This window comes from Pedobacter sp. GW456-11-11-14-TSB4, assembly GCF_059424425.1.
In genome coordinates this window covers 31,781-56,283 of sequence record NZ_JBWKZK010000004.1, presented here as the reverse complement: position 1 = coordinate 56,283, position 24,503 = coordinate 31,781, and the positions used below count along the sequence as shown (strand labels likewise).

The 24,503-nt window shown below is 34.2% G+C and carries 22 protein-coding genes; 12 read left to right on the top strand and 10 right to left on the bottom strand.

Annotated features, from left to right (window positions below):
• The first annotated feature begins 69 nt into the window (after window positions 1-69).
• Window positions 70-786 carry a carboxypeptidase-like regulatory domain-containing protein gene (locus AC07XU_RS14070; RefSeq protein WP_494944269.1) on the top strand — a complete coding sequence of 239 codons (717 nt, stop codon included), beginning with the start codon at window positions 70-72 and terminating at the stop codon, window positions 784-786.
• Here AC07XU_RS14070 and AC07XU_RS14065 read toward each other — a convergent pair.
• The 9 genes from AC07XU_RS14065 to hisG all read right to left on the bottom strand — a co-directional run bounded on the left by AC07XU_RS14065 (window position 783) and on the right by hisG (window position 9,430).
• Window positions 783-1,682: a WD40 repeat domain-containing protein gene (locus AC07XU_RS14065; protein WP_494944268.1), complete on the bottom strand. Its 900-nt coding sequence runs from the start codon at window positions 1,680-1,682 to the stop codon at window positions 783-785. The two genes, AC07XU_RS14070 and AC07XU_RS14065, sit on opposite strands and share 4 nt — an antisense overlap.
• A gap of 69 nt (window positions 1,683-1,751) precedes the next feature.
• Window positions 1,752-2,339 (bottom strand): bifunctional phosphoribosyl-AMP cyclohydrolase/phosphoribosyl-ATP diphosphatase HisIE, encoded by a 588-nt coding sequence (gene hisIE / locus AC07XU_RS14060; RefSeq protein WP_494944267.1) that lies wholly within the window; start codon window positions 2,337-2,339, stop codon window positions 1,752-1,754.
• A 113-nt stretch (window positions 2,340-2,452) separates the two neighbouring features.
• The gene (gene hisF / locus AC07XU_RS14055; protein ID WP_494944266.1) at window positions 2,453-3,208 is read right to left on the bottom strand and encodes an imidazole glycerol phosphate synthase subunit HisF; all 756 of its coding nucleotides are present in this window, start codon (window positions 3,206-3,208) and stop codon (window positions 2,453-2,455) included.
• 96 nt (window positions 3,209-3,304) lie between these two features.
• Entirely contained in the window at window positions 3,305-4,054 is a 750-nt protein-coding gene (gene hisA / locus AC07XU_RS14050; protein WP_494944265.1) for a 1-(5-phosphoribosyl)-5-[(5-phosphoribosylamino)methylideneamino]imidazole-4-carboxamide isomerase, read from the bottom strand.
• A gap of 1 nt (window position 4,055) precedes the next feature.
• Window positions 4,056-4,718 carry an imidazole glycerol phosphate synthase subunit HisH gene (gene hisH / locus AC07XU_RS14045; protein WP_494944264.1) on the bottom strand — a complete coding sequence of 221 codons (663 nt, stop codon included), beginning with the start codon at window positions 4,716-4,718 and terminating at the stop codon, window positions 4,056-4,058.
• Between the two features lie 169 nt (window positions 4,719-4,887).
• Complete coding sequence (gene hisB / locus AC07XU_RS14040; RefSeq protein WP_494944263.1) at window positions 4,888-6,021, bottom strand: bifunctional histidinol-phosphatase/imidazoleglycerol-phosphate dehydratase HisB; 1,134 nt, start codon at window positions 6,019-6,021, stop codon at window positions 4,888-4,890.
• An 81-nt stretch (window positions 6,022-6,102) separates the two neighbouring features.
• Entirely contained in the window at window positions 6,103-7,143 is a 1,041-nt protein-coding gene (gene hisC, locus AC07XU_RS14035; protein WP_494944262.1) for a histidinol-phosphate transaminase, read from the bottom strand.
• 82 nt (window positions 7,144-7,225) lie between these two features.
• Window positions 7,226-8,509, bottom strand: coding sequence for a histidinol dehydrogenase (gene hisD / locus AC07XU_RS14030; protein ID WP_494944261.1), 1,284 nt, complete (start codon window positions 8,507-8,509; stop codon window positions 7,226-7,228).
• A 69-nt stretch (window positions 8,510-8,578) separates the two neighbouring features.
• Window positions 8,579-9,430: an ATP phosphoribosyltransferase gene (gene hisG, locus AC07XU_RS14025; protein ID WP_494944260.1), complete on the bottom strand. Its 852-nt coding sequence runs from the start codon at window positions 9,428-9,430 to the stop codon at window positions 8,579-8,581.
• A gap of 269 nt (window positions 9,431-9,699) precedes the next feature.
• On the opposite strand from hisG, the gene AC07XU_RS14020 reads away from it, so the two are divergent.
• Together AC07XU_RS14020 and AC07XU_RS14015 are read left to right on the top strand one after the other, a co-directional pair.
• Window positions 9,700-11,277, top strand: a complete 1,578-nt coding sequence (locus AC07XU_RS14020) for a L,D-transpeptidase family protein (RefSeq protein WP_494944259.1) — start codon at window positions 9,700-9,702, stop codon at window positions 11,275-11,277.
• 39 nt (window positions 11,278-11,316) lie between these two features.
• Window positions 11,317-12,852, top strand: coding sequence for a L,D-transpeptidase family protein (locus AC07XU_RS14015; RefSeq protein WP_494944258.1), 1,536 nt, complete (start codon window positions 11,317-11,319; stop codon window positions 12,850-12,852).
• Between the two features lie 61 nt (window positions 12,853-12,913).
• Here the strand turns inward: AC07XU_RS14015 and AC07XU_RS14010 are convergent, their stop codons facing one another.
• Window positions 12,914-13,681 carry a murein L,D-transpeptidase catalytic domain family protein gene (locus AC07XU_RS14010; RefSeq protein WP_494944257.1) on the bottom strand — a complete coding sequence of 256 codons (768 nt, stop codon included), beginning with the start codon at window positions 13,679-13,681 and terminating at the stop codon, window positions 12,914-12,916.
• 309 nt (window positions 13,682-13,990) lie between these two features.
• Here AC07XU_RS14010 and AC07XU_RS14005 point away from each other — a divergent pair, with 309 nt between their 5' ends.
• The 9 genes from AC07XU_RS14005 (at window position 13,991) to AC07XU_RS13965 (ending at window position 24,485) form a co-directional block, all read left to right on the top strand.
• Complete coding sequence (locus AC07XU_RS14005; protein ID WP_494944256.1) at window positions 13,991-16,033, top strand: BatA domain-containing protein; 2,043 nt, start codon at window positions 13,991-13,993, stop codon at window positions 16,031-16,033.
• Window positions 16,030-17,295 (top strand): dihydroorotase, encoded by a 1,266-nt coding sequence (locus AC07XU_RS14000; protein ID WP_494944255.1) that lies wholly within the window; start codon window positions 16,030-16,032, stop codon window positions 17,293-17,295. The genes AC07XU_RS14005 and AC07XU_RS14000 overlap by 4 nt, the downstream gene beginning before the upstream one ends.
• A complete protein-coding gene (locus tag AC07XU_RS13995) occupies window positions 17,285-17,959 on the top strand; it encodes a hypothetical protein (protein ID WP_494944254.1) in 675 nt (224 codons plus the stop codon). The genes AC07XU_RS14000 and AC07XU_RS13995 overlap by 11 nt, the downstream gene beginning before the upstream one ends.
• Window positions 17,960-17,976: 17 nt before the next feature.
• On the top strand, window positions 17,977-18,564 hold the full coding sequence (locus AC07XU_RS13990) for a DUF4199 domain-containing protein (RefSeq protein ID WP_494944253.1): 588 nt from the start codon (window positions 17,977-17,979) through the stop codon (window positions 18,562-18,564).
• A gap of 131 nt (window positions 18,565-18,695) precedes the next feature.
• A complete protein-coding gene (locus tag AC07XU_RS13985; protein ID WP_494944252.1) occupies window positions 18,696-19,646 on the top strand; it encodes a glycosyltransferase family 2 protein in 951 nt (316 codons plus the stop codon).
• 68 nt (window positions 19,647-19,714) lie between these two features.
• Window positions 19,715-20,683 carry a glycosyltransferase family 2 protein gene (locus AC07XU_RS13980; protein WP_494944251.1) on the top strand — a complete coding sequence of 323 codons (969 nt, stop codon included), beginning with the start codon at window positions 19,715-19,717 and terminating at the stop codon, window positions 20,681-20,683.
• Window positions 20,680-21,564 (top strand): glycerophosphoryl diester phosphodiesterase membrane domain-containing protein, encoded by an 885-nt coding sequence (locus tag AC07XU_RS13975; protein WP_494944250.1) that lies wholly within the window; start codon window positions 20,680-20,682, stop codon window positions 21,562-21,564. Before AC07XU_RS13980 ends, AC07XU_RS13975 begins: the two co-directional genes overlap by 4 nt.
• 112 nt (window positions 21,565-21,676) lie before the next feature.
• Entirely contained in the window at window positions 21,677-23,176 is a 1,500-nt protein-coding gene (locus AC07XU_RS13970) for a GH3 auxin-responsive promoter family protein (protein WP_494944249.1), read from the top strand.
• Window positions 23,177-23,318: 142 nt separating this feature from the next.
• On the top strand, window positions 23,319-24,485 hold the full coding sequence (locus tag AC07XU_RS13965) for a 1-deoxy-D-xylulose-5-phosphate reductoisomerase (RefSeq protein WP_494944248.1): 1,167 nt from the start codon (window positions 23,319-23,321) through the stop codon (window positions 24,483-24,485).
• Window positions 24,486-24,503: the final 18 nt, after the last annotated feature.

The following is a 24,503-nucleotide window of genomic DNA, read 5'->3' as shown; positions in this document are numbered from 1 at the left end:
TAAAATTCTTTCTAATTATGGAAAAAGTAATAAAAAAGTATCATTTAAAAGTATCATAAATCAAAACTTATGTCGAACTTAAAAATTACTATTCAGCAACCTTGCTCAGAAAATTGGAAAAATATGAAGCCATATGGATATGGTAGGTATTGCGGTAGTTGTGAAAAAGAGGTTATAGATTTCACAAAATTCACAGATCAAGATTTGATTAATTGGTTTAGGAAAGATAGTGGTAATACTTGTGGGATGTTAAATCCAAGCCAATTAAATAATTTAATAATGGCGAAACCAACTTTCTCTTTAAAAAGTTTTAAACCAAGTTTAATAGCGGCCTCATTAATTACGCTTTTGACTTTGCCTAAATTAAGTGTAGCCAATATAAAATCACATTACCCAACTTTCTTCTCAGATCAAAAATCAAAATCTAATGTTATTTTAGATGTTAAAGATATAAATGAAAGCATTGTTATAAAGGGAAAGGTTATAGATAAGGATGATAAATCGCCAATAATTGGCTTGCCTATAATGCTAAAAGGAGGAAAAGTACTTGCAACCACTGACGCTAAAGGTAATTTTGAGATTAAACTAAAAAAAGACAAATATTCGAAAAAAGCAATTTTAGAATTTCGATATCTAGGTTATGAAACCAGAGAATATAAAGTCAACTTAAATAAAAACGTTCCAATGTTTATTGAAATGCAAATTTCTCCAACAATACTTGGCGGACTTGGATTTGTGATAGAAAAAAGCACTTTAGAAAAAATAAAAGATTTTTTTTACACCTAAATCTGCATTTCCCAAACCATTACTTTCCTGTCGTCTCCAGTAGAAATTAAATATCTTCCATCTTTACTCCAAATGATTTTGTTGATGGAATGTGTATGGCCGAATTCTCCTTTTTCTAAGCTTAAAATTTTGTAGAGTTTAAAGTTTTCTGCATCCCAAAGTTTAATGCTTTTATCCTGACTGCCAGTCGCAAAATAGGGTAGTATTGGGTGAAAAATAATGCTGTATATGCCGAATAAATGTGCAGGGATAGTTTGTGCTAACCTGTAATCAGGCAAATTCCATGTTTTTAGTTGCGCATCTCTACTTCCAGTAATTAAATATTTCCCGTTAGGATGATAAGCTAAAGAAGTAACTGGTAAAGTATGGCTTTCTAGAGTTTGTTTTAAACTATAATCGGCCAAATTGTAAATTCTAATCAAATGATCTTTACAGCCAAAGGCGATTTCAGTTTCATCGGGCGAAATAGCCAGGCTCCTCACCGTATCATAAGCGACTTGAAAACGATAGATTTCTGAAAAATCTGCAAGCGACCAAACTGCTACCGAACCATCTTCGCCTGTGGTTAATAATTCGTTTTTGCCCTTGGCTACTTGAATATCAAAAATTGGTTTTGGATGGGCCTTTATCCTTACAACTATTTCCTGCTTGGCCAAATCATAAACGTTAAACGCACCACTTCTTTCACCAATAAAGAGCAAATTATTATAACTAAATAAACTATAAACCGAGCTTTGTACAGGCATTTTTACTTTTACAAATGCCATATTGTCCAGAGACCATTCTACAATTCCCTTGTCATTGCCAGCGCTGTAAAAAACACCTCCTTCACTGGCGTTTGCCAAAGCATAAACTGGGTTTTGATGACCGGGAAAGGTATGGAGATGTTTGAGCATTGTTTTTGTATTGCGTAATGAGTATTGCGAATTGGGAATTGGATGTGTCTCAAATCTCACATCTTACGTCTATTTATGTCTACTTTCTAATTTTTTAGCAATATCTTGGAGTGATAATCCTTTTTCTTTCAATAAAAAAGTTAAGTGAAAAAGTAAATCTGCTGCCTCGCCAATCAAATCTTCTTCAGTTTCTGCCAAGGCTGCAATTACGGTTTCTACACCTTCTTCACCCACTTTTTGCGCAATTTTATTTAAACCTTTTTTACGCATTTTATTAATGTATGAGCCTTCAACAGGGTTGTCATATCTGTCATTAATAATATTTTGAAGCTCAAAAATGAAGTTCTGGTTGTAATCTGTTTTAAAACAACTCCTACTGCCCGTATGGCAAGTTGGTCCAACCGGATTGGCTTTAATCAAAATCGTATCGTTATCGCAATCAATATGGATAGATTTTACGAAAAGGAAATTTCCACTTTCTTCACCTTTGGTCCATAAGCGGTTTTTAGAGCGAGAAAAGAAAGTTACTTTACCTTCACTTTGTGTTTTTTCAAATGCTTCGGCGTTCATGTAACCTAACATTAAAACCTCTAGAGTTTGTTCATCTTGTATCACTACAGGTACCAAACCATCACTTTTATTAAAATCTATATTCATTGTTTCTATCAAGTTTCTTCATTGCGATGTACCAACCAATCCTAAAGCGATTGGTTTTATTACCTGCTTAAGTATGTAAGATTGCTTCGTGCCTCGCAATGACGAGTTATTTTTTATATTCTAACAGAAATTCCTTTTCTTTTCAATTCTTGTTTCAAATCTGGTATTAAAATTTCCCCATAATGAAATACCGATGCAGCTAAAGCAGCATCAACTCCAGCTTTTTCGAAAACTTCTGTAAAATGCTCAGTTTTTCCAGCTCCGCCAGAGGCGATGATAGGAATATTAATCATCTTGTTTATTTTACTCAACAAGCCACAATCAAAACCTTGTTTGGTGCCATCATGATCCATAGAAGTAAGCAAAATTTCTCCAGCGCCTAAATCTTCTGCTTTTTTAATCCAATCTTCAGTTTCGATGGTGGTTATTAATCTTCCACCATTTAAATGAACCATATTTTTACCGCCAACAAATTTAGTGTCGACTGCTAAAACTACAAACTGAACGCCAAAAGCTTTAGCTAAATCTTCAATTAATTGTGGGTCTCGAACCGCTGCCGAATTGATGCTAATTTTATCTGCTCCAGCATTTAGCAAAGCTTCAGCATCTGCCAATTCGGTAATGCCACCGCCAATGGTGAAGGGGATATTTAACTGTCTAGCAACAGATTTTACCATCTCAATCATAGTTTTGCGGCGTTCGTGAGTTGCAGTAATGTCTAAAAACACCAACTCGTCTGCACCTTGTTTAGCATATTGAGCAGCTAACTCAACTGGGTCACCAGCATCACGTAAGTCAACAAAGTTGATGCCTTTTACTGTACGGCCATCTTTTACATCTAGGCAAGGGATTATTCTTTTACTCAGCATTTTTTTTAGTTTATTCATTGCAGAGGAACGAGGCAATCTTAAAACACCTATCTATCGTTGTAGGGTTACTTCGTAAGCTCGTAATGGTGGTTTAATTTAGATTGACGATAAAGCCTTCAAATTCCACTCTTTAATTTCATCAATCGAAATTCGATCTTCATAAATCGCTTTTCCAACTACCACACTTCTAATGTCGTATTTGGCTAAGTCATAAATATCTTCCATCGAGCTAACTCCGCCAGATGCAATTAATTTAATCATTGGCGAGTGGTCTAACAGTTTTTTGTATAAATCAACTGCTGCACCACCTAATTTGCCATCCTTGCTAATGTCTGTGCATAAAAAACGGAAAAATCCTAATGCCAAACATTTATCAACGTAATCCATCAATTTTATTGGCGAACTTTCCATCCAACCAGAATATTTGATTACTTCATCTAAAACATCAATTGCAATTACAATTCTGTTGGCATAATCATCCTTTTTGGCAAAAGCCTTACTTAAATCAGGTAAAAAATCTGGGTTACTAATAGCTTGTGTACCTACAATTACACGATGAATACCAGCATCTAATAAGTTATTTACTTGCTCAATAGTTCTAATTCCACCACCGTACTGCACACGCATCTCTGTTTTTTTAATGATATCAAACAAAGTTTTTTGATTGCTAAAATCGCCTTTGGCGCCATTTAAATCTATTATATGGATAAAATCAGTGCCATTAGAACGGTAGCGCTCAATCATTTCTTCTATAGAAACATCGTACTCTGTTTTTTGGTTGTAATCGCCTTCGCGTAAGCGAACAACTTTACCATCTAAAATATCAATTGCCGGAATTATATACATTTTATGAATTAAGGTTTGAGAAGTTTTTCAATAAACGTTCGCCTGCTTCGCCAGATTTTTCTGGGTGAAACTGAACGCCGTAAAAATTATCTTTTTGTATTGCCGCCGAAAATTTGTTGCCATAGTTAACAGCTGCGATATCAAAAGTAGGGTTATATTCAATAAAATAAGAATGAACGAAGTAAAATTGTGTTTCAGAATTAACACCTTCAAAGAGTAAGTTGTTTTTAAAATCAACATTATTCCAGCCCATGTGCGGAATTTTAATTCCTAAATTCTTATCGAATAATTTTGTTTTTAACGGAATGATATCCAAAAGGTTAGCGTCTCCTTCTTCAGAATGTTGCGTAATTAACTGCATACCTACACAAATACCTAAAACTGGTTTTTTTAAAGCTTTGATTGCATTAACCAAGCCCGTTTGTTCTAGCTTTTTCATTGCCGAACCAGCGTGCCCAACTCCAGGAATAATAATGTGGCTGTATTTTTCAAAATCAGCCTCTGTATTTACCATTCCGTAGCTAATATTTTGTCTTTCTAAAGCTGCGGTTAGCGAAAATATGTTTCCAGCACCGTAGTTTACTATTCCAACTCCTAAATCCCTCCGATATAAAATCGGAGCAGGCTCTAAAGGGGACTTTTCTTTAATTATATTTTCTTCCATTTTAATTGATTTATTAGAAAATGAGTGTCGGTTTTTCATAGTTGCTGCAGTCCTGCTATTCGCTTTACTCCTCCCGATGAAAAATCGGGATCCGTGTTCGCTACTATCAGGTTTACTATTCAAAGTTCGTGCATCAAGACCTTCAAACTTCCGCCTTTCATCCTTCTACCTATAACACTCCCTTTGTACTCGGTAAAACCATTTTTTCAGCATCACGTTTCACAGCCATTTTAATTGCTTTCGCAAAAGCTTTAAAAATAGCCTCAATTTTATGATGTTCGTTTTCGCCTTCTGCTTTTATGTTCAAATTACATTTTGCAGCATCGCTAAAAGATTTAAAAAAGTGGAAAAACATTTCAGTTGGCATATCTCCAACTTTTTCACGTTTAAATTCTGCATCCCAAACAATCCAGTTTCTGCCACCAAAATCTATGGCTACTTGTGCTAAACAATCATCCATTGGTAAACAAAAGCCATAACGCTCTATGCCTAATTTAGTGCCCAAAGCTTGCGCAAATGCTTCGCCTAAAGCAATTCCGGTATCTTCAATGGTGTGGTGTTCATCAATATGTAAATCGCCTTTAGCAACAATGTCCAAATTCATGCTGCCATGTCTGGCAATTTGGTCTAACATATGGTCGAAAAAATTTAAGCCTGTTTTAATGGTTGCTTTTCCTGTTCCATCTAAATCTAAACCAATGGTTATATCTGTTTCATTTGTTTTACGAACGTGATTTACTTTTCTAGCACCAGCTCTTAAAAAAGTATAAATATCTTCCCATTTCTGAGTTTCCAAAACAATTATATCAGCTAAGGTTTCATATTTGTCTAAAGCTTCAGCGCTGCCCAAAGCATCATTCTGACGAAGATAAATTGCTTTTGCACCTAAGTTTTTAGCTAAAATCACATCATTTAAACGATCGCCAATTACGAAAGAGTTTTTTAGATCATAACCTTCATTAAAATAATGTGTTAATAAACCTGTTTGAGGTTTGCGAGTAGGAGCATTGTCTTTTGCAAAAGTTCTATCAATTACAATTTCGCTAAACACAACACCTTCGTTTGCAAAAGTATCAATCATGAAATTGTGTATTGGCCAAAAGTTCTCTTCAGGATTTGATGGAGTACCCAAGCCATCCTGATTAGTAACCATCACCAATTCATAGTCTAACTCAGTTGCAATTTTAGAAAGATAATACAATGATCTTGGGTAAAACTTTAGCTTCGCAAAACTATCTACTTGCTCATCCTCTGGTTCAATGTTTAGTGTGCCATCGCGGTCTATAAACAATACTTTTTTCATCTGTTTAATTTTGTTTTCATTTGTAATGAAGCTGCCATGATCGTTCATTCCATCTTTATTTCGAAGATCATGGCGGTTTCATTATATTTTCTCTAAAATGCTAATTAACTGATTATTTTCTTCAACTGTTCCCACAGTAATTCTCAAACATCCTTCGCAAAGTGAAACTTTCGATCGGTCGCGGACAATAATGCCTTTATCAACCAATAAATTATAAGTTCCTAAAGCATCATCAACCTGTGCCAAAATAAAATTAGCATCAGATGGATAGACTTTTTTCACCATTGGTAAATTAGCTAACAATTTACCTAATCTATCTCTCTCAGAAACGGTAATTTTTATCCATTCATTCACCTGCTGGATATTTTCTAGCGCAGCCAAAGCTAAATCTTGTGTAGCTTGGTTGATATTGTAGGGCGGTTTAACCTTATTCAAAATATCAATAACTGGTCTCGATGAAAAAGCCATGCCTAAACGTAAAGCCGCCAAGCCCCATGCTTTTGAAAATGTTTGTAAGATTACTAAGTTTGCATATTCAGTTAATTCCTGAATAAAAGTCTTTTGCTTTGCGAAATTGATATATGCTTCGTCAATTACTACCAAACCTTTAAAATTAGCCAAAATAGTTTCTATGTCTGTCCTGTTGATTGAATTTCCGGTAGGGTTATTTGGCGAGCAGATGAAAATCATCTTTGTATTTGCATCAATTGCTTCTGCAATTTTTTCTAAATCTAATTGAAAGTTAGGCAGTAAATCTACTTTTCTAACCTCTACATCATTAATATTTGCCGATACTTCATACATTCCATAAGTAGGAGGTAAGATGACAACATTATCTTTGCCCGGATTGCAAAATGCCCTGTACAACAAGTCGATAGCTTCATCACTACCATTTCCTAAAAATGTATTTTCAATTGGCACCCCTTTAATTTTGCTAATCGCATCTTTTACATCCAATTGTAATGGATCAGGATAGCGATTGTAATTTGCAGGTAGTGGTGAACCAAAACTGTTTTCATTTGCGTCTAAAAATACGCTTGCTTGCCCCTTAAACTCATCTCTTGCAGTAGAGTAGGGTTTTAGGTTTTTTATATTTTCTCTTTGTAAATCTTTAATATCCATTTTCTTTTTGGGATTTGAGATAGGAGTAGTTAGATTTGAGACTGTGATGCGATCTGATTTCTCACATCTCATGTCTAACTTCTCACATCTCTTTTAATCTTATCGTAACTGCATTTTTATGTGCTTGCAAACCTTCAGCCTCTGCTAAAACCTCTACTGTATTTCCTATATTTTGTATTCCTTTTACAGAAATATGCTGAAAAGTGATTTTTTTCAAAAAAGTATCAACAGATACACCTGAGAAAGCACTTGCAAAACCACTTGTTGGTAGCGTATGGTTTGTACCTGATGCATAATCGCCAGCACTTTCAGGAGTTAAATTTCCTAAAAACACAGATCCAGCATTGATAATCATAGGAATAAGTGGCTCAAAATTCTCAGTAGCTAAGATCAAATGTTCTGGTGCATAAGCATTACTAAAAGTCATTGCATCTTTTAAGTCTTCGGTATAAACTATATAAGAATTTTCAATTGCCTTCGCTGCAATATCTTTCCTCGGCAAATTTTGAAGTTGTTGCTCAACTTCTAAAATTACCTCATCAATTAATTTTTTTGAGGTGGCAACAAGTACCGCTTGACTGTCAATTCCGTGTTCTGCTTGAGCCAATAAATCTGCTGCAACAAAAGCAGCTTTAGCAGTTTCATCTGCTACAACTAAAACCTCAGATGGGCCAGCTGGCATGTCAATTGCAAGCGTGTTTTGTACCAGCTTTTTTGCCTCGGTTACATAGCGATTTCCTGGTCCAAAAATCTTATGAACTTTAGGAATTGTTTCGGTGCCAAAAGCCATTGCCGCCACCGCTTGCGCACCGCCAACCAAGTATACTTTTTCTATGTTTAGCAAGGTGGCAACATAGGCAATGTAAGTGTTAATTTTGCCGTCACTTTGCGGTGGTGAACAAACAACAATTTCGCTGCAACCAGCAATTTTTGCAGGTATGCCAAGCATCAAAAATGTACTAGGTAAAACTGCTGTTCCACCCGGAATATACAGTCCAACTTTTTCAATTGCTCTAGCTTCTCTCCAGCAAATTACACCTTCCATTGTTTCAATTTTAGCTTCAGTTTTTAACTGTGCGAAATGAAACTTATAGATGTTTTGATAGGCAACATCAATGGCATTTTTTACTGATAAAGGAATTTGTTTGGCTATTGCTGCTATCTCTTCTTTTCCAATAAACAGGGTTGATAATTTTACTTTATCAAACTGTTCGGCATAGGAGAGGAGTGCTTTATCACCATCGGTTTTTACGGTATCAACTATGTTTTTAACCCTAGAAATTACTACATTATCGTCTTCAACCTGACGAGAACAAAGCTCTTTAATTTTTTGTTGAGTTAAATCTTTATAATTATAGAGTTTCAATATGTTATGTGTTAAATTTAACTAATAGTTAATATAAAATATCGTGTTTAAATCTATTTTTAATGTTTTTTAGGTAATAATTTTCTCAATTGGCATCACCACAATTCCTTCAGCGCCAGCTAATTTTAAACCGTTAATTTTTTCCCAAAAATCTTCTTCTGCAATTACCGAGTGTACAGCTACCCAACCTTCCTCAAACAGTGGTACAACAGTAGGACTTTTTACGCCAGGAAGTAAATCTACCACAGCTTGTAAATTTTCTTTTGCCACATTTAGCACTACGTATTTTGTAGCTTTTGCTCGTAGTACCGATTGAATTCTTTGCAACAACTCTAACACCTCAGGGTTGGTTTCCATCCCTTTGCTGGCAATTAAAACTGCCTGAGAATCCATTACATTTTTGAAAGGTTTCAGTCCGTTACTTTTCAAAGTGCCACCAGTAGAAACGATATCGAAAATCGCATCACTTAGTCCCAAACCCGGGCCAATTTCTACCGATCCTGAGATGTTTCTGATCTGAGCATCTACATTATTTTCTGACAAATATTTCTGTAAGATTACTGGATAAGAAGTAGCAATTGCCTTGCCATTTAGTTGCGATAATTCGGTGATATTACTGGTGCTCTGAACAGCAATTTTAAGGGTGCATTTGCCAAAACCTAAAGGCTGTAAATAAGATACATCAGCACCTGCTTCAATGATTACATTTTCGCCAACAATACCTAAATCGGCTATGCCATCTTGTACGTATTCTGGAATATCATCATCTCTTAAAAAAAGAATTTCAAGAGGAAAATTTGCAACTGTTGCAATTAGAGAACTTTTGTAGTTTTCGAAAGAAAGACCACAATTTTTAAGAATTTCTACTGATTTTTCGTTTAACCTACCCGATTTTTGGATAGCAATTTTAAGTGTTTTCACTTTATATAAAATTAGGAATAAGAATATTTAATCTGTCTAAAAACCGTTTTGCGTACAAAACATACTACTATCTATCGCCACAATGGCGATGGTGTAAATGTACGTGATGGTTTAAAACTTGGATCATTATATTGCTTATCTTTCCGTAATTTTATTGAGAAGATGACGCAAATATAGCTTTGTTTAGTTAAAATAAAAATTATATGGCATCTAAATTGAAGAGTTTCTGTTTTAACGAACAATACATAGTCATTTAAAATTATTAAAAATTGAAGAAAACGCTACTTTTTTTGTGCTTAAGCTTAGTTTTAAGTTCTTGTGGTTGGTTTAGTACTAAGCCAGAGATAGCAATAGCGCTGGCCGAGCATTTTGATAATAAAATTTATAACAAGTTTGATACATCATCTTATTATCCAATATTCAGTAAAAAATTGGACGATTTGAGTAGTTCTTTATCCAATCCAAAAACAACTAAAGCATTTTATAACTCTAATCACAATAATCCAATCCTTGTCACTCGTTTTTTTACAAATGGCGAAATCGATTCATTATTGAGATATCTCCAATTAACTAAAGAAGATGGTATAAATCCAGCTTCGTTAAAAATTACAGAGTTGGAGGGATTGGTTAAAACATTAAATGCTAATCAATTTAAATCTATTGAAGAAGTTTACCCTATAATTGCCGAATTGGAAATTAAAACTGCTGATGCACTTTTGCGATATACTTCTTTTATGAAATATGGTGTGGTAAATCCTAGGAATATATTTAACAGGTATTACATTAAAGTTAAACGACCAGACAGTTTAATGTTGGATTCGATTTTACATACCAAGAATATTGTTGCAGTGCTGAAAGACGCCCAACCAAAATCAAAAAGTTATTTAGACCTGAAAAAACTGTTAGCTTACTATCGTGATAGTTTAGGCAACGATAAAGATTTATCAATTCGAAAAATAAAATTAAACTTAGAGCGCTTGCGTTGGCAAATTCCTATCAAAACCGATGAAGTGGTAATGGTAAATATTCCAGATTTTTCACTAACCTGGTTTAAAAAAGATGACACTTTGGCTCATATGAACGTATGTGTAGGTGGCAAAAGAGAGGCTACATATGTAGAAAGGATGAAAACCTATTTGAAGACAGGTAATTTAGATGATAAGCCAAAAAATCACGAAACTCCTCAGTTGGTAAGTGTATTTAACGCCATACAAGTTAATCCTGTTTGGAATATCCCAGTTAGTATAGCACAAAGCGAAATCTATTGGATGGCAAGAAAAGATCCTTATTATTTATCTAACAGCAACATTAGCGTATATTACAAAGGTAAACAGATCTCTGAGCCAGATACCATACAGTGGAGCCGTTACTCTAGAGATAAATTGCCATTTACATTTAAACAAGGCTCTGGCGATGGCAATGCTTTAGGTAAATTTAAGTTTGTTTTTGATAATAGCTCAAGCATTTACTTGCACGATACCAACAATAAATATGGCTTTAAGTTGGTAAATAGAGCAATAAGTCACGGTTGTGTACGTATCGAAAATCCATTAAAATTCGCAGAATTGATGGTTAGAGACAAATATCAATATGACCAATTAAGGATGGAAGTAAATCTTCCGCCAGTAGACACCAATAGAAATGCTCAGTATCAGAAAATTTTAGCTAAAAAATATGATACCACCAAAGTTTTTAAACTTAAACCATCTTGGTTTGCTACCAGAAAAAATGTTGCTGTAGTAATTGGCTATTATACTGCATGGGCGGAAAATGGAAAGGTTGAGTTTAGACCAGATGTTTACGACTATGATGGAATTCTTTGGGATGCAATAAAAAAATATATGTAAATTTTGAAACAAAAGGAGGCTTAAAATTATTAAGCCTATATGAAATTAACATCCTACCGAAAAAAACTTCCATTTAAATTATTTGCTGTAATCCTTTTAGGTTTTTTGACTTTACAATCATGTAAAAAAAGTCACTCAGATATTGGAGCAGTAGTTTTTAAAGAAACTAGAAACAAGATCTTTAAAGATATTGAAACTGAAACTTTTGTTGCAAAATTTAAAGAAACTTTTAGCAAACAAGAAAGTAAATACCGTAATCCCAAATTCTTGAGGGCATTTTACGAATCGAATGATTTTGAGCCTGTGCTGCTGATGAAAAACTTGCAGAAGGATAAACTAAAAGAGGCATTAGGGGTTTTAAATAATTCTTCAGCTCACGGTTTAAATCCTGCAATATTTAAAACAACCGAGCTTAATGAACTAATTGAAAAAACTTACAATAAAAAAGAAATCAAAACATTGGATGAGGCTTATCAGGTATTAATTGATTTAGAGCTTTCTGCAGCTAATTCACTAACCAACTACAGTAATGCGCTACAATTCGGAATAATAAGTCCGAGAAAGATTTATGCTCAGTACTATACCGCAACTAAAAGACCAGATAGCAACAGCTTTTTACAGGTTTTTGAAACCAAAGATGTTGTTGAGTTTTTAGATAGCATACAACCAAAAGAAAGTCAATACATCGCTTTGCAAAAGGCGTTAGCTAATAAAATAACCTTGCCAGGAAGTAGCTTAGAAGAAAGTGAAAGAGTATTAAAGGTTAATTTGGAACGTTTAAGATGGAAAAATTTACCAAATGAAGATAAGTATGTTTGGGTTAATATTCCTGATTTTAAGTTAGATGTAATGGAAGGTGGTAAATCTGTTTTAAACATGAAAGTTTGTGTTGGTGAGGGCAGAGAATTAGGTAGTAAAGATAATTTAGTTGAGTACGATGAAAACGACCTAAAAAAAGATAGACCATTTAATAGAGAAACACCACAATTGAAAAGTTTAATACATAGTGTGCAGGTTAACCCAGTTTGGAATATACCAGAGAGTATTGCAACTAATGAAATAACTAAGGATGCTGCAAAAGATCCATATTATTTAGCAAACCACAATATAGATGTTTTTGAGAATGGTCAGCTTATCGAAGATCCGGAAACCATAGATTGGTCGGCTGCAGATGCGGGTAAAAAATATGCCTTTAAACAACGCCCAGGTGATGATAATTCATTAGGGAAAATTAAATTCCTATTTCAGAACGAAAGTAGTGTTTATTTGCATGATACACCAGCGAAAGCTGCATTTGGCAAAGATATGAGAGCTGTTAGTCACGGTTGTGTACGTGTAGAAAAGCCCTTAGAACTTGCAGAAGCTTTATTTGGTAGTGGTGCAAAGTATGACAAAATTAAAGAAGGTATGCAAAGTACCAATCCTGTAGCAACTGATATTGGTTTGCCAAAACAGGTTCCTGTATATTTAACTTATTTTACCTGTTGGGCAGATCAAACTGGTAAACTTCAATACAGAAAAGATATTTACGGTCTGGACATTGTGCTTTATACGCACTTAGAAAGATTGGTGTAATAATTTTATTCTACAAACAGGCACATAGAAAATTTTTTCTGTGTGCCTATTTATTTTAGGTTTAATCCATCATATGGTTTGTGGTATCAACTGCAAAGTTTGCAGCCAAAGTATGGTCTAAGTATTTTGATGAATACTCATTAACAGATTTATTGATAAATAGCACAGTTTTATCACCAATAGTATTAATCACCTGATCTGCAACTTCTGGAGCAACAGCTGGGCAACCCTGACTTCTTCCTAACCTACCCAAAGCATTTATAGTTCCTTCGCTAACATACGAAGCACCATGCACCACAATAGAGCGGCTACGAGCATTGTCATTAAAGCCTTGATCCATTCCGTCTAATTTTAGAGATCTACCATGAATGCCTCTATATACTTCGCCTGTGATATAAAATCCTAAGCTACTTGTAAATGAGTCGTTTTTGTTAGAAAACTTTACCGCATCATCAAAGCCACTGTTTTGTCCGTGAGCAACCCAGGTATTCAGCAACATCTCTCTTTTTGCCAAATCAATAATGTATAATCTTTTTTTCTTGCTCGACTGATCAAAATCAGCAATTGATAAAATTGATTTGCCAGAAACCTTACCCTCTTTTTTTAAGTTGTAGAATCCGGTAACAGCTTTTTCAAATACAGCAAAATTTAAACCCGCCTCATTTAAATGTGCAGCGTTATACAATCCGCTAATATAGTTTGTATATAAACTATCGGTAGTAATAACTGTAGGTTTAACTGGTGTTATTTCTGTTGATTTAAAACTGGTAATGGTTAAACAGAAAGCGATGGATAATAATCCTGATATTCCTAAAATGTATTTTCTCATAGTTTTTTCGGTATCTCGTTCACAATAATCTATAGTATGAGTTTGCTATATAGGCAATGCGTTGTTAATGATTAATAATTCAAATATACGCATTTTTTAATTTAAAGATATTTAAACATTTATATCATTACCTTTTTGTGACTTAGCTAAACCGCTGAATATCAATTAAATTTGTCATTTTAATTAATTTTATTCCCGTTAGGAGTAAAGGTTGTTTGCTGAAATTAAAACGATTACTAATTAAACAGATAGGTAAGTTTTCAATTACCAATTCGGTAAACTGCATAATTTTTCTATCTTTGATTTTTAATGAATTTCCTTTATCCGGGCTTTCTCTTTGCGCTTTTTGCGGTTGCTATACCGATCATCATTCATTTATCCAATTTCCGGAAATTTAAGAGGGTTTATTTTAGCAATGTTGCCTTTTTAAAAGAAATAAAGGAGCAAACATCATCTCAAGAAAGGCTCAAAAACTTACTTATTTTACTGAGCAGAATTTTAGCTATCCTATTTTTAGTTTTGGCTTTTGCTAAACCATATCTTCCTAATCAAAATAAAATAGATGCTAGCAAAGGTAGTATTGTAAGTATTTATATTGATAATTCTTACAGCATGGAAGCTGTAAACAAAGATGGAAGCTTGCTAGATGAGGCAAAAAGAAAAGCAAGAGAAGTTGCTAAAGCATTTCAAATTAACGATAGATTTCAATTGCTTACAAATGATTTTGAAGGAAAACATCAGCGCTTGCTTAATGGCGAAGAATTTTTACAAGCTGTGGATGAAGTTAAAATATCATCTGCCAGTAGAAAATTTCAGCAAGTATTAAATAGACAACAAGCTATTTTTAAGGGAACAGCTAATCGTTTTGCTTATGTAATATCAGATTATCAAAAAGGATTTGCGGGAGATGAATTGATAAAAACTGATCCAAATACTAATCTATCTTTAATAAAATTAGATGGTAACGATTTGCCAAATGTGGCAGTAGATAGCGTTTGGCTGCTTTCGCCGGTGCATCAACCAAATAGTACCGAAAAACTAGTAGTACAGCTAAGAAATTATGGAGAAGAAGATGCAAAAAATATTGCTGTTAAACTAGAGATCAATAACCAGCAAAAGGCAATAAGTAGTTTAAATATTGCAGCTGGTAAAAAGGCATTAGATACGCTTTCATACAGCGGTTTAAGCTTAGGCTGGCAGAGAGGGAAAATTAGCATAAAAGATTTTCCATTAACTTTTGATGATCAATTGAATTTTAGTTTTAATGTTAATAAAGAACAAAAAATATTAGCCATCAATGGTCCGCAAAGCGGAAGATACATTAAAGCTTTATTTGGCGCTGATAGCTATTTCAATTTAACTGAAATGCCCGAAGCAAATATCAATTATAGCCTATTGCAAAACTACAGCTTAATTGTGTTAAATGAACTTAACAATCCACCAAGCGGATTGGCACAAGAACTTAAAGGGTATTTAAAAAATGGAGGATCAATTTTAATTTTTCCTGATTTAAATGCTAATCAGCAAGTATACAATTCCTTTTTAACGAGTTTAAATCTTCCAGCAGTTGCTGAATTAAATAAAAAGCAATTAAAAGTCAGCGGTATAGAAATTAAGCATCCATTATTTAAGGATGTATTTGAGAATCTGCCCAAAAATTTAGATTTACCGCAAGTTAACAGATATTTTAGGTATGCAGAAAATAATAGAAATAACAAAGAAGACTTATTAAGTTTACCTGCAAATCAGTTTTTCTTTGCCAAATTTAACAAAGGTAATGGTGCAATTTTTTTAGCAGCTACGGGTTTAGCTGAAGATGATACCAACTTTGCAAAAAACACAATGTTTGTTCCTTTATTGTATAAAATTGCTTTTGCAAGTGTTAGGGATCAACCTGCTTACTATGCAACAACTCAAAATAACACCATAGAAATTGCAAAAACAAATCTTGGAAAAAATCAATCTCTAAAACTGGTTGCTGATGGTTTTGAGATCATTCCGGAGATAAGGCAAGTAAATGGCAGAACGCTACTATATACTGCCGATCAGATAAAAGCTGCTGGATTTTACGATGTTAAGCAAAGCGATTCAACTTTGGCAATAGCAGCTTTTAATGATAACAGATTGGAATCTGACATGCATTTTGATGAGAGAGAACAAATAGAAAAACTTTTTGCCAAAAAACAAGTTACTTTTTTAGATCCTAAAAGCGACAGTGTAGCAAACGCTATCAATACAAAAAATAATGGAACCGAGTTATGGAAACTTTGCCTAATTTTGAGCCTAGTTTTTATAGCCGCAGAAATATTATTAATTAGATTTTATCATACCCAAAATCATACAAATTCATGAACCTCTTAGTTAAGGGAATTACAATTGCAGATCCTAACAGCGAATTTAATCAGCAAAAGGTTGATTTAAGAATTGAAAATGGAAAAATCGCTGCTATATCAGAAACTTTATCATCAATAAAAAATGAAGAAATTTTTGAAATAAATGGAGCTATTCTTTCTCCAGGTTTTTTCGACTTAAACTGTATGATTGGTGATCCGGGCTTAGAAACTAAGGAAGATATCCAAACCGGAACTGCCGCTGGAAAAGCTGGTGGTTTTACTGGTATAGCGGTTTTGCCAACTACCAAGCCTGTTGTACAATCTAAAGGTGAAGTAGAGTATATCCTTAATAGAGCTAAAGGAAACCTAGTTGATGTTTATCCGATAGGAGCAATTAGTAATAATTTAGAGGGCAAAGAACTGGCAGAGCTTTTTGATATGAAAAATGCTGGTGCTGTTGCTTTTTCTGATGGTAGCAAAGCAATTGCCGATGATGGTTTTATAAGCAGAGCCTTGCAATATTGTTTAGGTTTTGGTGGGTTATTGATGCTCTATCCTGAAAATAAGTCTATTGCTGGCAAAGCACAAGTTAATGAGAGTGCCAATAGTGTTTTATTGGGGATGAAAGGTGTACCAGCCTTGGCTGAGGAAATGCAAATTTCTAGAGATATTTTTCTAGCCACTTATCATGATGCGCCAATTCATATCAGTAATATTTCTACAGCAGGCGCTGTTGCTTTAATAAAAAAAGCTAAAAAAGATGGAGTTAAAATCACTTGTGATGTTGCTGCTCATCAATTGCTTTTTACAGAAGAGCTTTTAAATTCTTTTGATAGCAATTATAAAGTTAAACCGCCATTACGTAGCAAAGCTGATCAAAAAGCACTAATAAATGGTTTAAAAGATGGTACAATTGATGCCATTTCTTCACAACATCGCCCTCACGAAATTGAGTTTAAGGATGTAGAATTTGAAATTGCAGCTTATGGAATTATATCCTTGCAAACGGTTTTACCAATTTTAATAAAAGCAGGATTAGATTCTAGCTTAATTGCTGAAAAATTGGCAATTAACCCTAGAAAGATATTAAACTTGCCAATTCCATCTGTAAAAATGGGAGAGAAGGCAAATTTTACAATTTATGATGCCACGCAAGAGTGGGAATACAATTCATCAACTAACTTTTCAAAGTCTGCCAATTCGCCTTTATTAGGTAAAACACTAAAAGGAAAAGTTAATTTAGTTTACAACAACAATCAATTTTATAAAAATGAACAGTAGTGTACAACAAGCTTTAGTCGCATCTTTAGATAAATTTGCTGCAGCTAACAAAATAGAATCTCTAGCAATTGAAGAAAGATTAGTTGATGTTTTTAGCAAAGACATGATCTTTTTAGAAAAGGTTGAAGAGTTTGATGAGGTTTTCGATGAGCATCCAAAGTTTGACGAATTGAGAGAGGTTTACTTCGATTTATTGATGATTAACTTTTTTACAAGTGATGTAAATAAATTGGAAGAAGATTATTTAGAATCGAGAGAGTGGGAAAAAATTGAAGAAGACACCATTGATCGTGGAACTGAGCTGTTGAATTTGTTATTGTACATTAATGAATGTCATGATGAGCAAATTAAACCAGGTTTAGAAGATTTCTTAAAAGAATTTTTGTTGGTAGAGGAAGATGAGTTTCAAGATGAGTTTCATATTTATGAAGATTTAATCAGCAACCAACAATTAGCCGAGAGCAGCGTAGAAGATATTTGTAGCAATGCAGATTTGTTAGATTTGAGTGAAGAAATGGAAGAGCTTTTTGTGCCATTTATGACTTTCTTTTTGCAGCCAAACACCAGCGCAGCAGTTCAAGAAGAACTACTTAAGCATAGCAATAACAAAAGCTTTGATGTGGCATTGTATACTTTAATTACAACTTTTAATAAAAATAGATAAACCTAAAACTAAATAAAATGGAAACAACTACAAACTTTAACCTTAAATCAGAAGCTTTAAAGAATGGCGCAATTTGGGGTGCAATTAATATTGTAATCTTTTTAGTTACCTGGTATATCATGCCAAGCTTAATGAGCTCATATTTTTACGCTGGCATAACCATTGTTATCGGTATTACTTTAGCTGTTTTCTTTTGCATGGATTTAAGAAAAAAAGCAGGTGGATACTGGAGTTTTGGAGAAGCATTATGGCCAATTTTTGCGATGTTTTTAACATCAATGGCGTTAGTTTTTGTTTTCACAATTGTTTTTGGAAAATACATTGATCCTTCATATCCAGTAAAAATGAAGGAGCTTTCTTTGGAGAGCACAGAAAAAATGATGAATTCTATGGGGGTGTCTGGTGAAGATTTAGACAAAGCCATGGCTGGTGCTTCTGAAAGTTTAGACAAACAATTTTCACCAACATTTGCACAAGCTGTACAGGGTTTTGGAATTGCTGCAATTCTTTATTTTATCGGGGCTTTAATTTTTGCTTTGATTTTTAAAAGAAGTAACCCAAATCCATTTGCTCCAATTAATGATGAGCATGTAGAAGTTCAATAAACAAAAAACATAAATTTCTCAACGTGCAAGTTTTATCAAAATATTTGATGAAATTTGCACGTTGTTTTTTAAGCGTATGATGTTTCGGGCATTGTCTTGAAACTTGATACTAAATACTCGATACTCAATAAATGGATATATCAGTTGTAGTACCACTATATAATGAAGATGAATCGCTACCTGAGTTAGTTGCTTGGGTTGATAAAGTAATGGGCGAAAATAATTTTTCGTATGAAATTATTTTAGTTGATGATGGTAGTACAGATCAATCTTGGCAAGTAATTACGCAGCTTAAAGAAACTTTTGCCACCATAAAAGCAGTTAAGTTTAGAAGAAATTATGGTAAATCTGCTGCTTTAAACGTTGCATTCGAAGTAACACAGGGCGATGTTGTAATTACTATGGATGCCGATTTACAGGATAGTCCGGATGAAATACCAGAATTATACCGGAGAATTAAAGAAGAAGGATACGATATCATTTCTGGCTGGAAAAAGAAACGTTACGACCCAATTACTAAAACCATACCTACCAAATTATTTAACGCAGCAACGCGTAAAATGAGCGGCATACAATTAAATGATTTCAATTGCGGCTTAAAAGCTTACCGTGGTGATGTGGTTAAAACCATAGAAGTTTATGGCGAAATGCACCGTTACATTCCTGTAATTGCAAAATGGGCAGGTTTTAGCAAAATTGGTGAGCAAGTTGTAGAACATAGAGCTAGAAAATACGGTACCACTAAATTTGGTATGAGTAGGTTCATCAACGGATTTTTAGATTTACTTTCTATCTTTTTTGTTGGTAAATTTGGTAAACGCCCGATGCACTTTTTCGGTTCCTTAGGGGTTTTGAGCTTTGTATTAGGTATTATAATGGCGATCTACATTATGGTAGAAAAGCAAATTTTAATATGGAACAATTTACCTTACCGCAATTCTACAGATCAGCCGTTATTTTATTTGGCCTTAGTTGCAATTGTGGTAGGTTCTCAAATGTTTTTGGCAGGTTTTGTTGCCGAATTAGTTGGTCGCAATGCACCAGAAAGAAATCAGTATTTAATTGAAAAGGAAATAATATAAGCTGAAAGACTAAAGCTTAAAGCATAAAGCGCTTTAGTCTTTGGTCTATCAGCTTTCAGCCTCAAAACATGTTTTTCTCCATCATCATACCACTTTACAACCGCCCTCAAGAAATTGATGAGCTTTTATTATCCTTAACCAAACAAACGTATTTGCAGTTTGAGGTTTTGGTAGTTGAAGATGGATCAACCAATGATGCAAAAGAAATAGTGGCTTCCTATGCAGATCAATTAGACATAAAATATTTCGTAAAGCCGAATGCTGGTCAGGGTTTTGCCAGAAATTTTGGTTTTGAAAGAGCTAAAGGTGATTATTTCGTGATTTTCGATTCCGACTGCCTCATTCCGAAAGATTATTTGGAAATTGTTAAAAACTACCTTTTTGAGCATGAGCTTGATGCTTATGGCGGACCAGATGCTGCACACTCAACTTTTACACCAGTACAAAAAGCAATCAGTTACGCCATGACATCTCCATTTACAACAGGCGGGATTAGGGGTAATAAAAAACACATCGGACAATTTCATCCGCGTAGTTTTAACATGGGAGTTTCTAGAGAGGTATATGAAAAAGTTGGTGGTTTTATTCTAACCAGATTGGGAGAGGACATTGAATACAGTATTCGAATTCACGAAAGCGGATTTAAGATTGGGTTAATTCCTGAGGCTAAAGTTTACCATAAAAGACGTACTAGTTTTGCTCAGTTTTACAAACAACTGCACTTTTTTGGCAGAGCAAGAATTAATATTTACAAACACTTTCCAAAAGAATTAAAAGCTGTACACTTTTTCCCGGCCGTATTTGTGGTGGGTTTAGGCTTTTTAATCTTATCAAACGTGTTTTATTCCCCATTGGGATATATTTGCAATTTCTTTTTCGTCCTGTTTTTTCTGTTGATATTTTTTCATGCCTGGCAAGTTAATAAATCAATAAAAATTGCATTTTTGAGTGTTATTGCATCATTTATACAACTTTTTGCATACGGTTTAGGTTTTATTCAAGATTTTTTCAAAAGAGTTATATTTAATCAATCATGATCGATTATTTAAAAGAAAGTACTTTCGCTGTCAAGGATGTAATTATGCAAGCATGGAGGGTAACTCGTGACAATTATTTTTCTATTGCAACATTATGCTTTTTGATTTTCATTACCGCATCTACCTCAACTTTTATGGCCTTTTTTATGGGCGATTTAAATGTTGGCATCAGAATTATCATGTTGTTGATCTTCATCATGAGCTATTGTGTGGTAGAATTATGTATGATTAAATATATTTTTAAACTCTTGGATCACGAAAATCAGAATGATATCAAAATTATTGAGACATTGCCAACAAGAGTGGAAATAGGCAGGTTCTTAATTGGCACCGTTTATTTTGGGATTAGCATCTTTTTAGTAGGTGTTTTATTAATGCCAGTATTATTTATACTCGATTTTATTTTGGGCCTAATGGTTAGTCAAGGTTGGATAGAAAGTTTTAGAAGTGGGGTAGGAGCTAAAATAATTATCAATATTTCTGTTGCTATTGGCATGTTAAGCATCTTTTTTACTTTTATAAGGATCGTGTTTTTCCCATTTTTTATCATTGATAAACACAGCACTCCATTCGAATCTATAAAATTGAGTTTAGCAACAACCAAGGGTAACTTTATAAAATTGCTGTTTATTTTAGCAGGTTTGGTTTTGGTGCAAGCCATCGTTTTTGGATTTTTCTACATTGTTGTTTTAACAGGTTTTCGTTTAGTTAATTACTTTTTTGATTATGATATCAATCAATATGTATCCTTAATTGTTGTAGTTTTTAGTTCGTTCGTTATCGTGCCTTTTACTACAGCTTTTTTTGCTGTGGCTTATCGTAAAATAATGAGCGAATACAGAGGAGATGAGCATCCTGATATTATTCATAATATAGTTTAAACCCTAAATCCCCTAAAGGGGACTTTGCAAAATTTCCTAAAATGGAACGTATAAATATTAATTTTAGCATTAGCGATAGTAAGGAGAAACCTCTTTAGGGGTTTTGGGGCATATGGGATTAAAAGCGGCACTAAGCAAACCATTTGCAGCGTTTATAGTAAAAGGTATTAATAGATGGAAAAAAAATGCTTTAAAGGCACAAGAAGAAACACTACAATACCTTGTTAAAACTGCATCACAAACTTCTTTTGGTAAGGATCATCACTTTCAGCATATCAAATCATATCTGGATTTTAAAGCTAACGTACCGATTAGAGACTATGAAGATTTAAGACCTTACATAGATCGTGTTGTAGCTGGCGAAAGCGATGTTTTGTGGAAAGGAAAACCTGCTTATTTTGCCAAAACATCTGGGACTACCTCTGGAGTTAAGTACATCCCAATTTCTAAAGAGTCTATGCCTGAGCATATTAAAGCTGCCCGTAATGCATTATTAACCTACATTAACGAAACTGGCAAAGCCGATTTTGTAAATGGTAAAATGATTTTTTTACAAGGTAGTCCGATTTTAACAAAAAAGAACGGAATAAATGTTGGCCGCTTATCAGGAATTGTAGCTCACTTAGTGCCTGCGTATTTACAAAAAAATAGGTTGCCATCTTATGAAACCAATTGTATTGAAGATTGGGAAGAAAAGGTTGATGCCATTGTACGCGAAACCATAAGTGAAGACATGACTTTAATCTCGGGGATACCACCTTGGGTGCAAATGTACTTTGATAAGTTAAGCGAAAAATCCAACGGCAAAAAAATTAAAGACATTTTTAAAAACTTCAGTCTTTTTGTTTACGGTGGCGTAAATTACGAGCCTTACCGAGCAAAAATTGAAGTAAGTATTGGTAAAAAAATTGATGCCATTGAGACATATCCAGCATCCGAAGGTTTTATTGCTTACCAAGATACACAGCAAGATAAAAGTTTATTGTTATTGGCAAAAGCAGGTATATTTTACGAATTTATTCCGGCAGATGAATACTATAATGAAAAGCCAACTCGTTTAAATTTATCGGAAGTTGAGCTCGATATAAATTATGCATTAATTTTAAACACTAGTGCAGGTTTGTGGGGTTACAGCATAGGTGATACGGTTAAATTTGTGTCAAAAAATCCTTATAAAATTTTAGTTACTGGTAGGATTAAACATTTTATATCTGCCTTTGGCGAACATGTAATTGGCGAGGAAGTAGAACAGGCAATTTTATCGGTTGCCAATGCTGAGGGCATAGAAATTACAGAATTTACAGTAGCTCCACAGGTCAATCCGCCTGTTGGCGAATTACCTTACCACGAGTGGTTTGTGGAGTTTGTAAATGAGCCAAAAGACTTGAATGCATTTAGCGAAAAAGTAGATTTAGCGTTACAAAAGAAAAACATTTACTATTTTGACCTCATTGAGGGAAAAATTTTGCAAAACCTAATTATTAGATCCTTGAAAAAGGATGCCTTTGTAAGCTATATGAGAGCAGAAGGTAAACTCGGTGGACAAAACAAAGTGCCAAGACTAAGTAACGATAGAAAGTTAGCGGAGGTTTTGGAGAATTATATTAGATAAATTTGTCATTGAGGATTAGTTTGTCATTCCGAGGAACGAGGAATCTCAGCTTGAGGTGCTTCGACCACGCTCAGCATGACTGACTATTAGACGAAAATTACAACATTGCAACATTACAACATTTTAACATTACAATTTTCAATTGAAAAACATATCAATATTAGGTAGCACAGGTTCAATAGGCACTCAAGCACTAGAAGTTGTTAGGGCTAACCCAAATTTATACAAGGTTGATGTACTTACCGCCCAAAATAATGCTGCGTTACTAATTGAGCAGGCTTTAGAATTTAAGCCAGAAATGGTGGTGATTACCTGCGAAGATCATTATTTTACAGTAAAAAACGCCTTGCCTAACGTAAATGTACTTTGCGGAGAAGATGCTTTAATTGCTGCGGTTCAATTACCTCAAACCCAATTTGTGTTAACAGCAATAATGGGTTCGGTTGGTCTTAAACCTACAGTTGCAGCTATAAAAGCGAAAAAAGACATCGGCCTTGCCAATAAAGAAACCTTAGTGGTAGCTGGCGAATTGGTAATGCAATTGGCAAAGGAGTATGGTGTTAAAATTATTCCTGTAGATTCTGAACATTCAGCGATTTTTCAATGTCTGGTTGGTGAAGAACAAAATCCAATTGAAAAGATATTTTTAACAGCATCTGGTGGCCCGTTTAGAGGTAAGGACCTCAATTTCCTATCAACAGTTACGAAAGCACAAGCGCTAAAACACCCTAATTGGGTTATGGGTGCTAAAATTACGATAGATTCAGCATCACTAATGAACAAAGGTTTAGAAGCGATTGAAGCTAAATGGTTGTTCGATTTACAGGCTGATCAAATTGAAGTAGTGGTTCATCCTCAATCAATTATCCACTCTATGGTGCAATTTAATGATGGCTCAATTAAGGCGCAGCTGGGTTTGCCCGATATGAAATTACCTATACATTACGCTTTAGCCTATCCGCAAAGAGTACAAAGTAATTTTGAGCGTTTCAATTTTTTAAACTATCCAGAATTTACTTTTTCGCAAGCGGATACTAAGAGTTTCCGTAATCTCGAAATTGCCTTTAACGCCATGAAAAAGGGGGGGAATATGCCTTGTATCATTAATGCAGCTAATGAAATTGTGGTTGATGCATTTTTAAAGGATCAAATCGGATTTTTAGAAATGAGCGATGTGATTGAAGCTTGTATGCAAGATATTACCTTTGTGGAGCAACCAACACTAAACAATTATTTAGAAACCGACAAACAGACACGTATATTTGCCTGCGAACTCGTAACAAAACAAAGTTTAATAAATCTAAAATAAAACAATACTAAAATATTA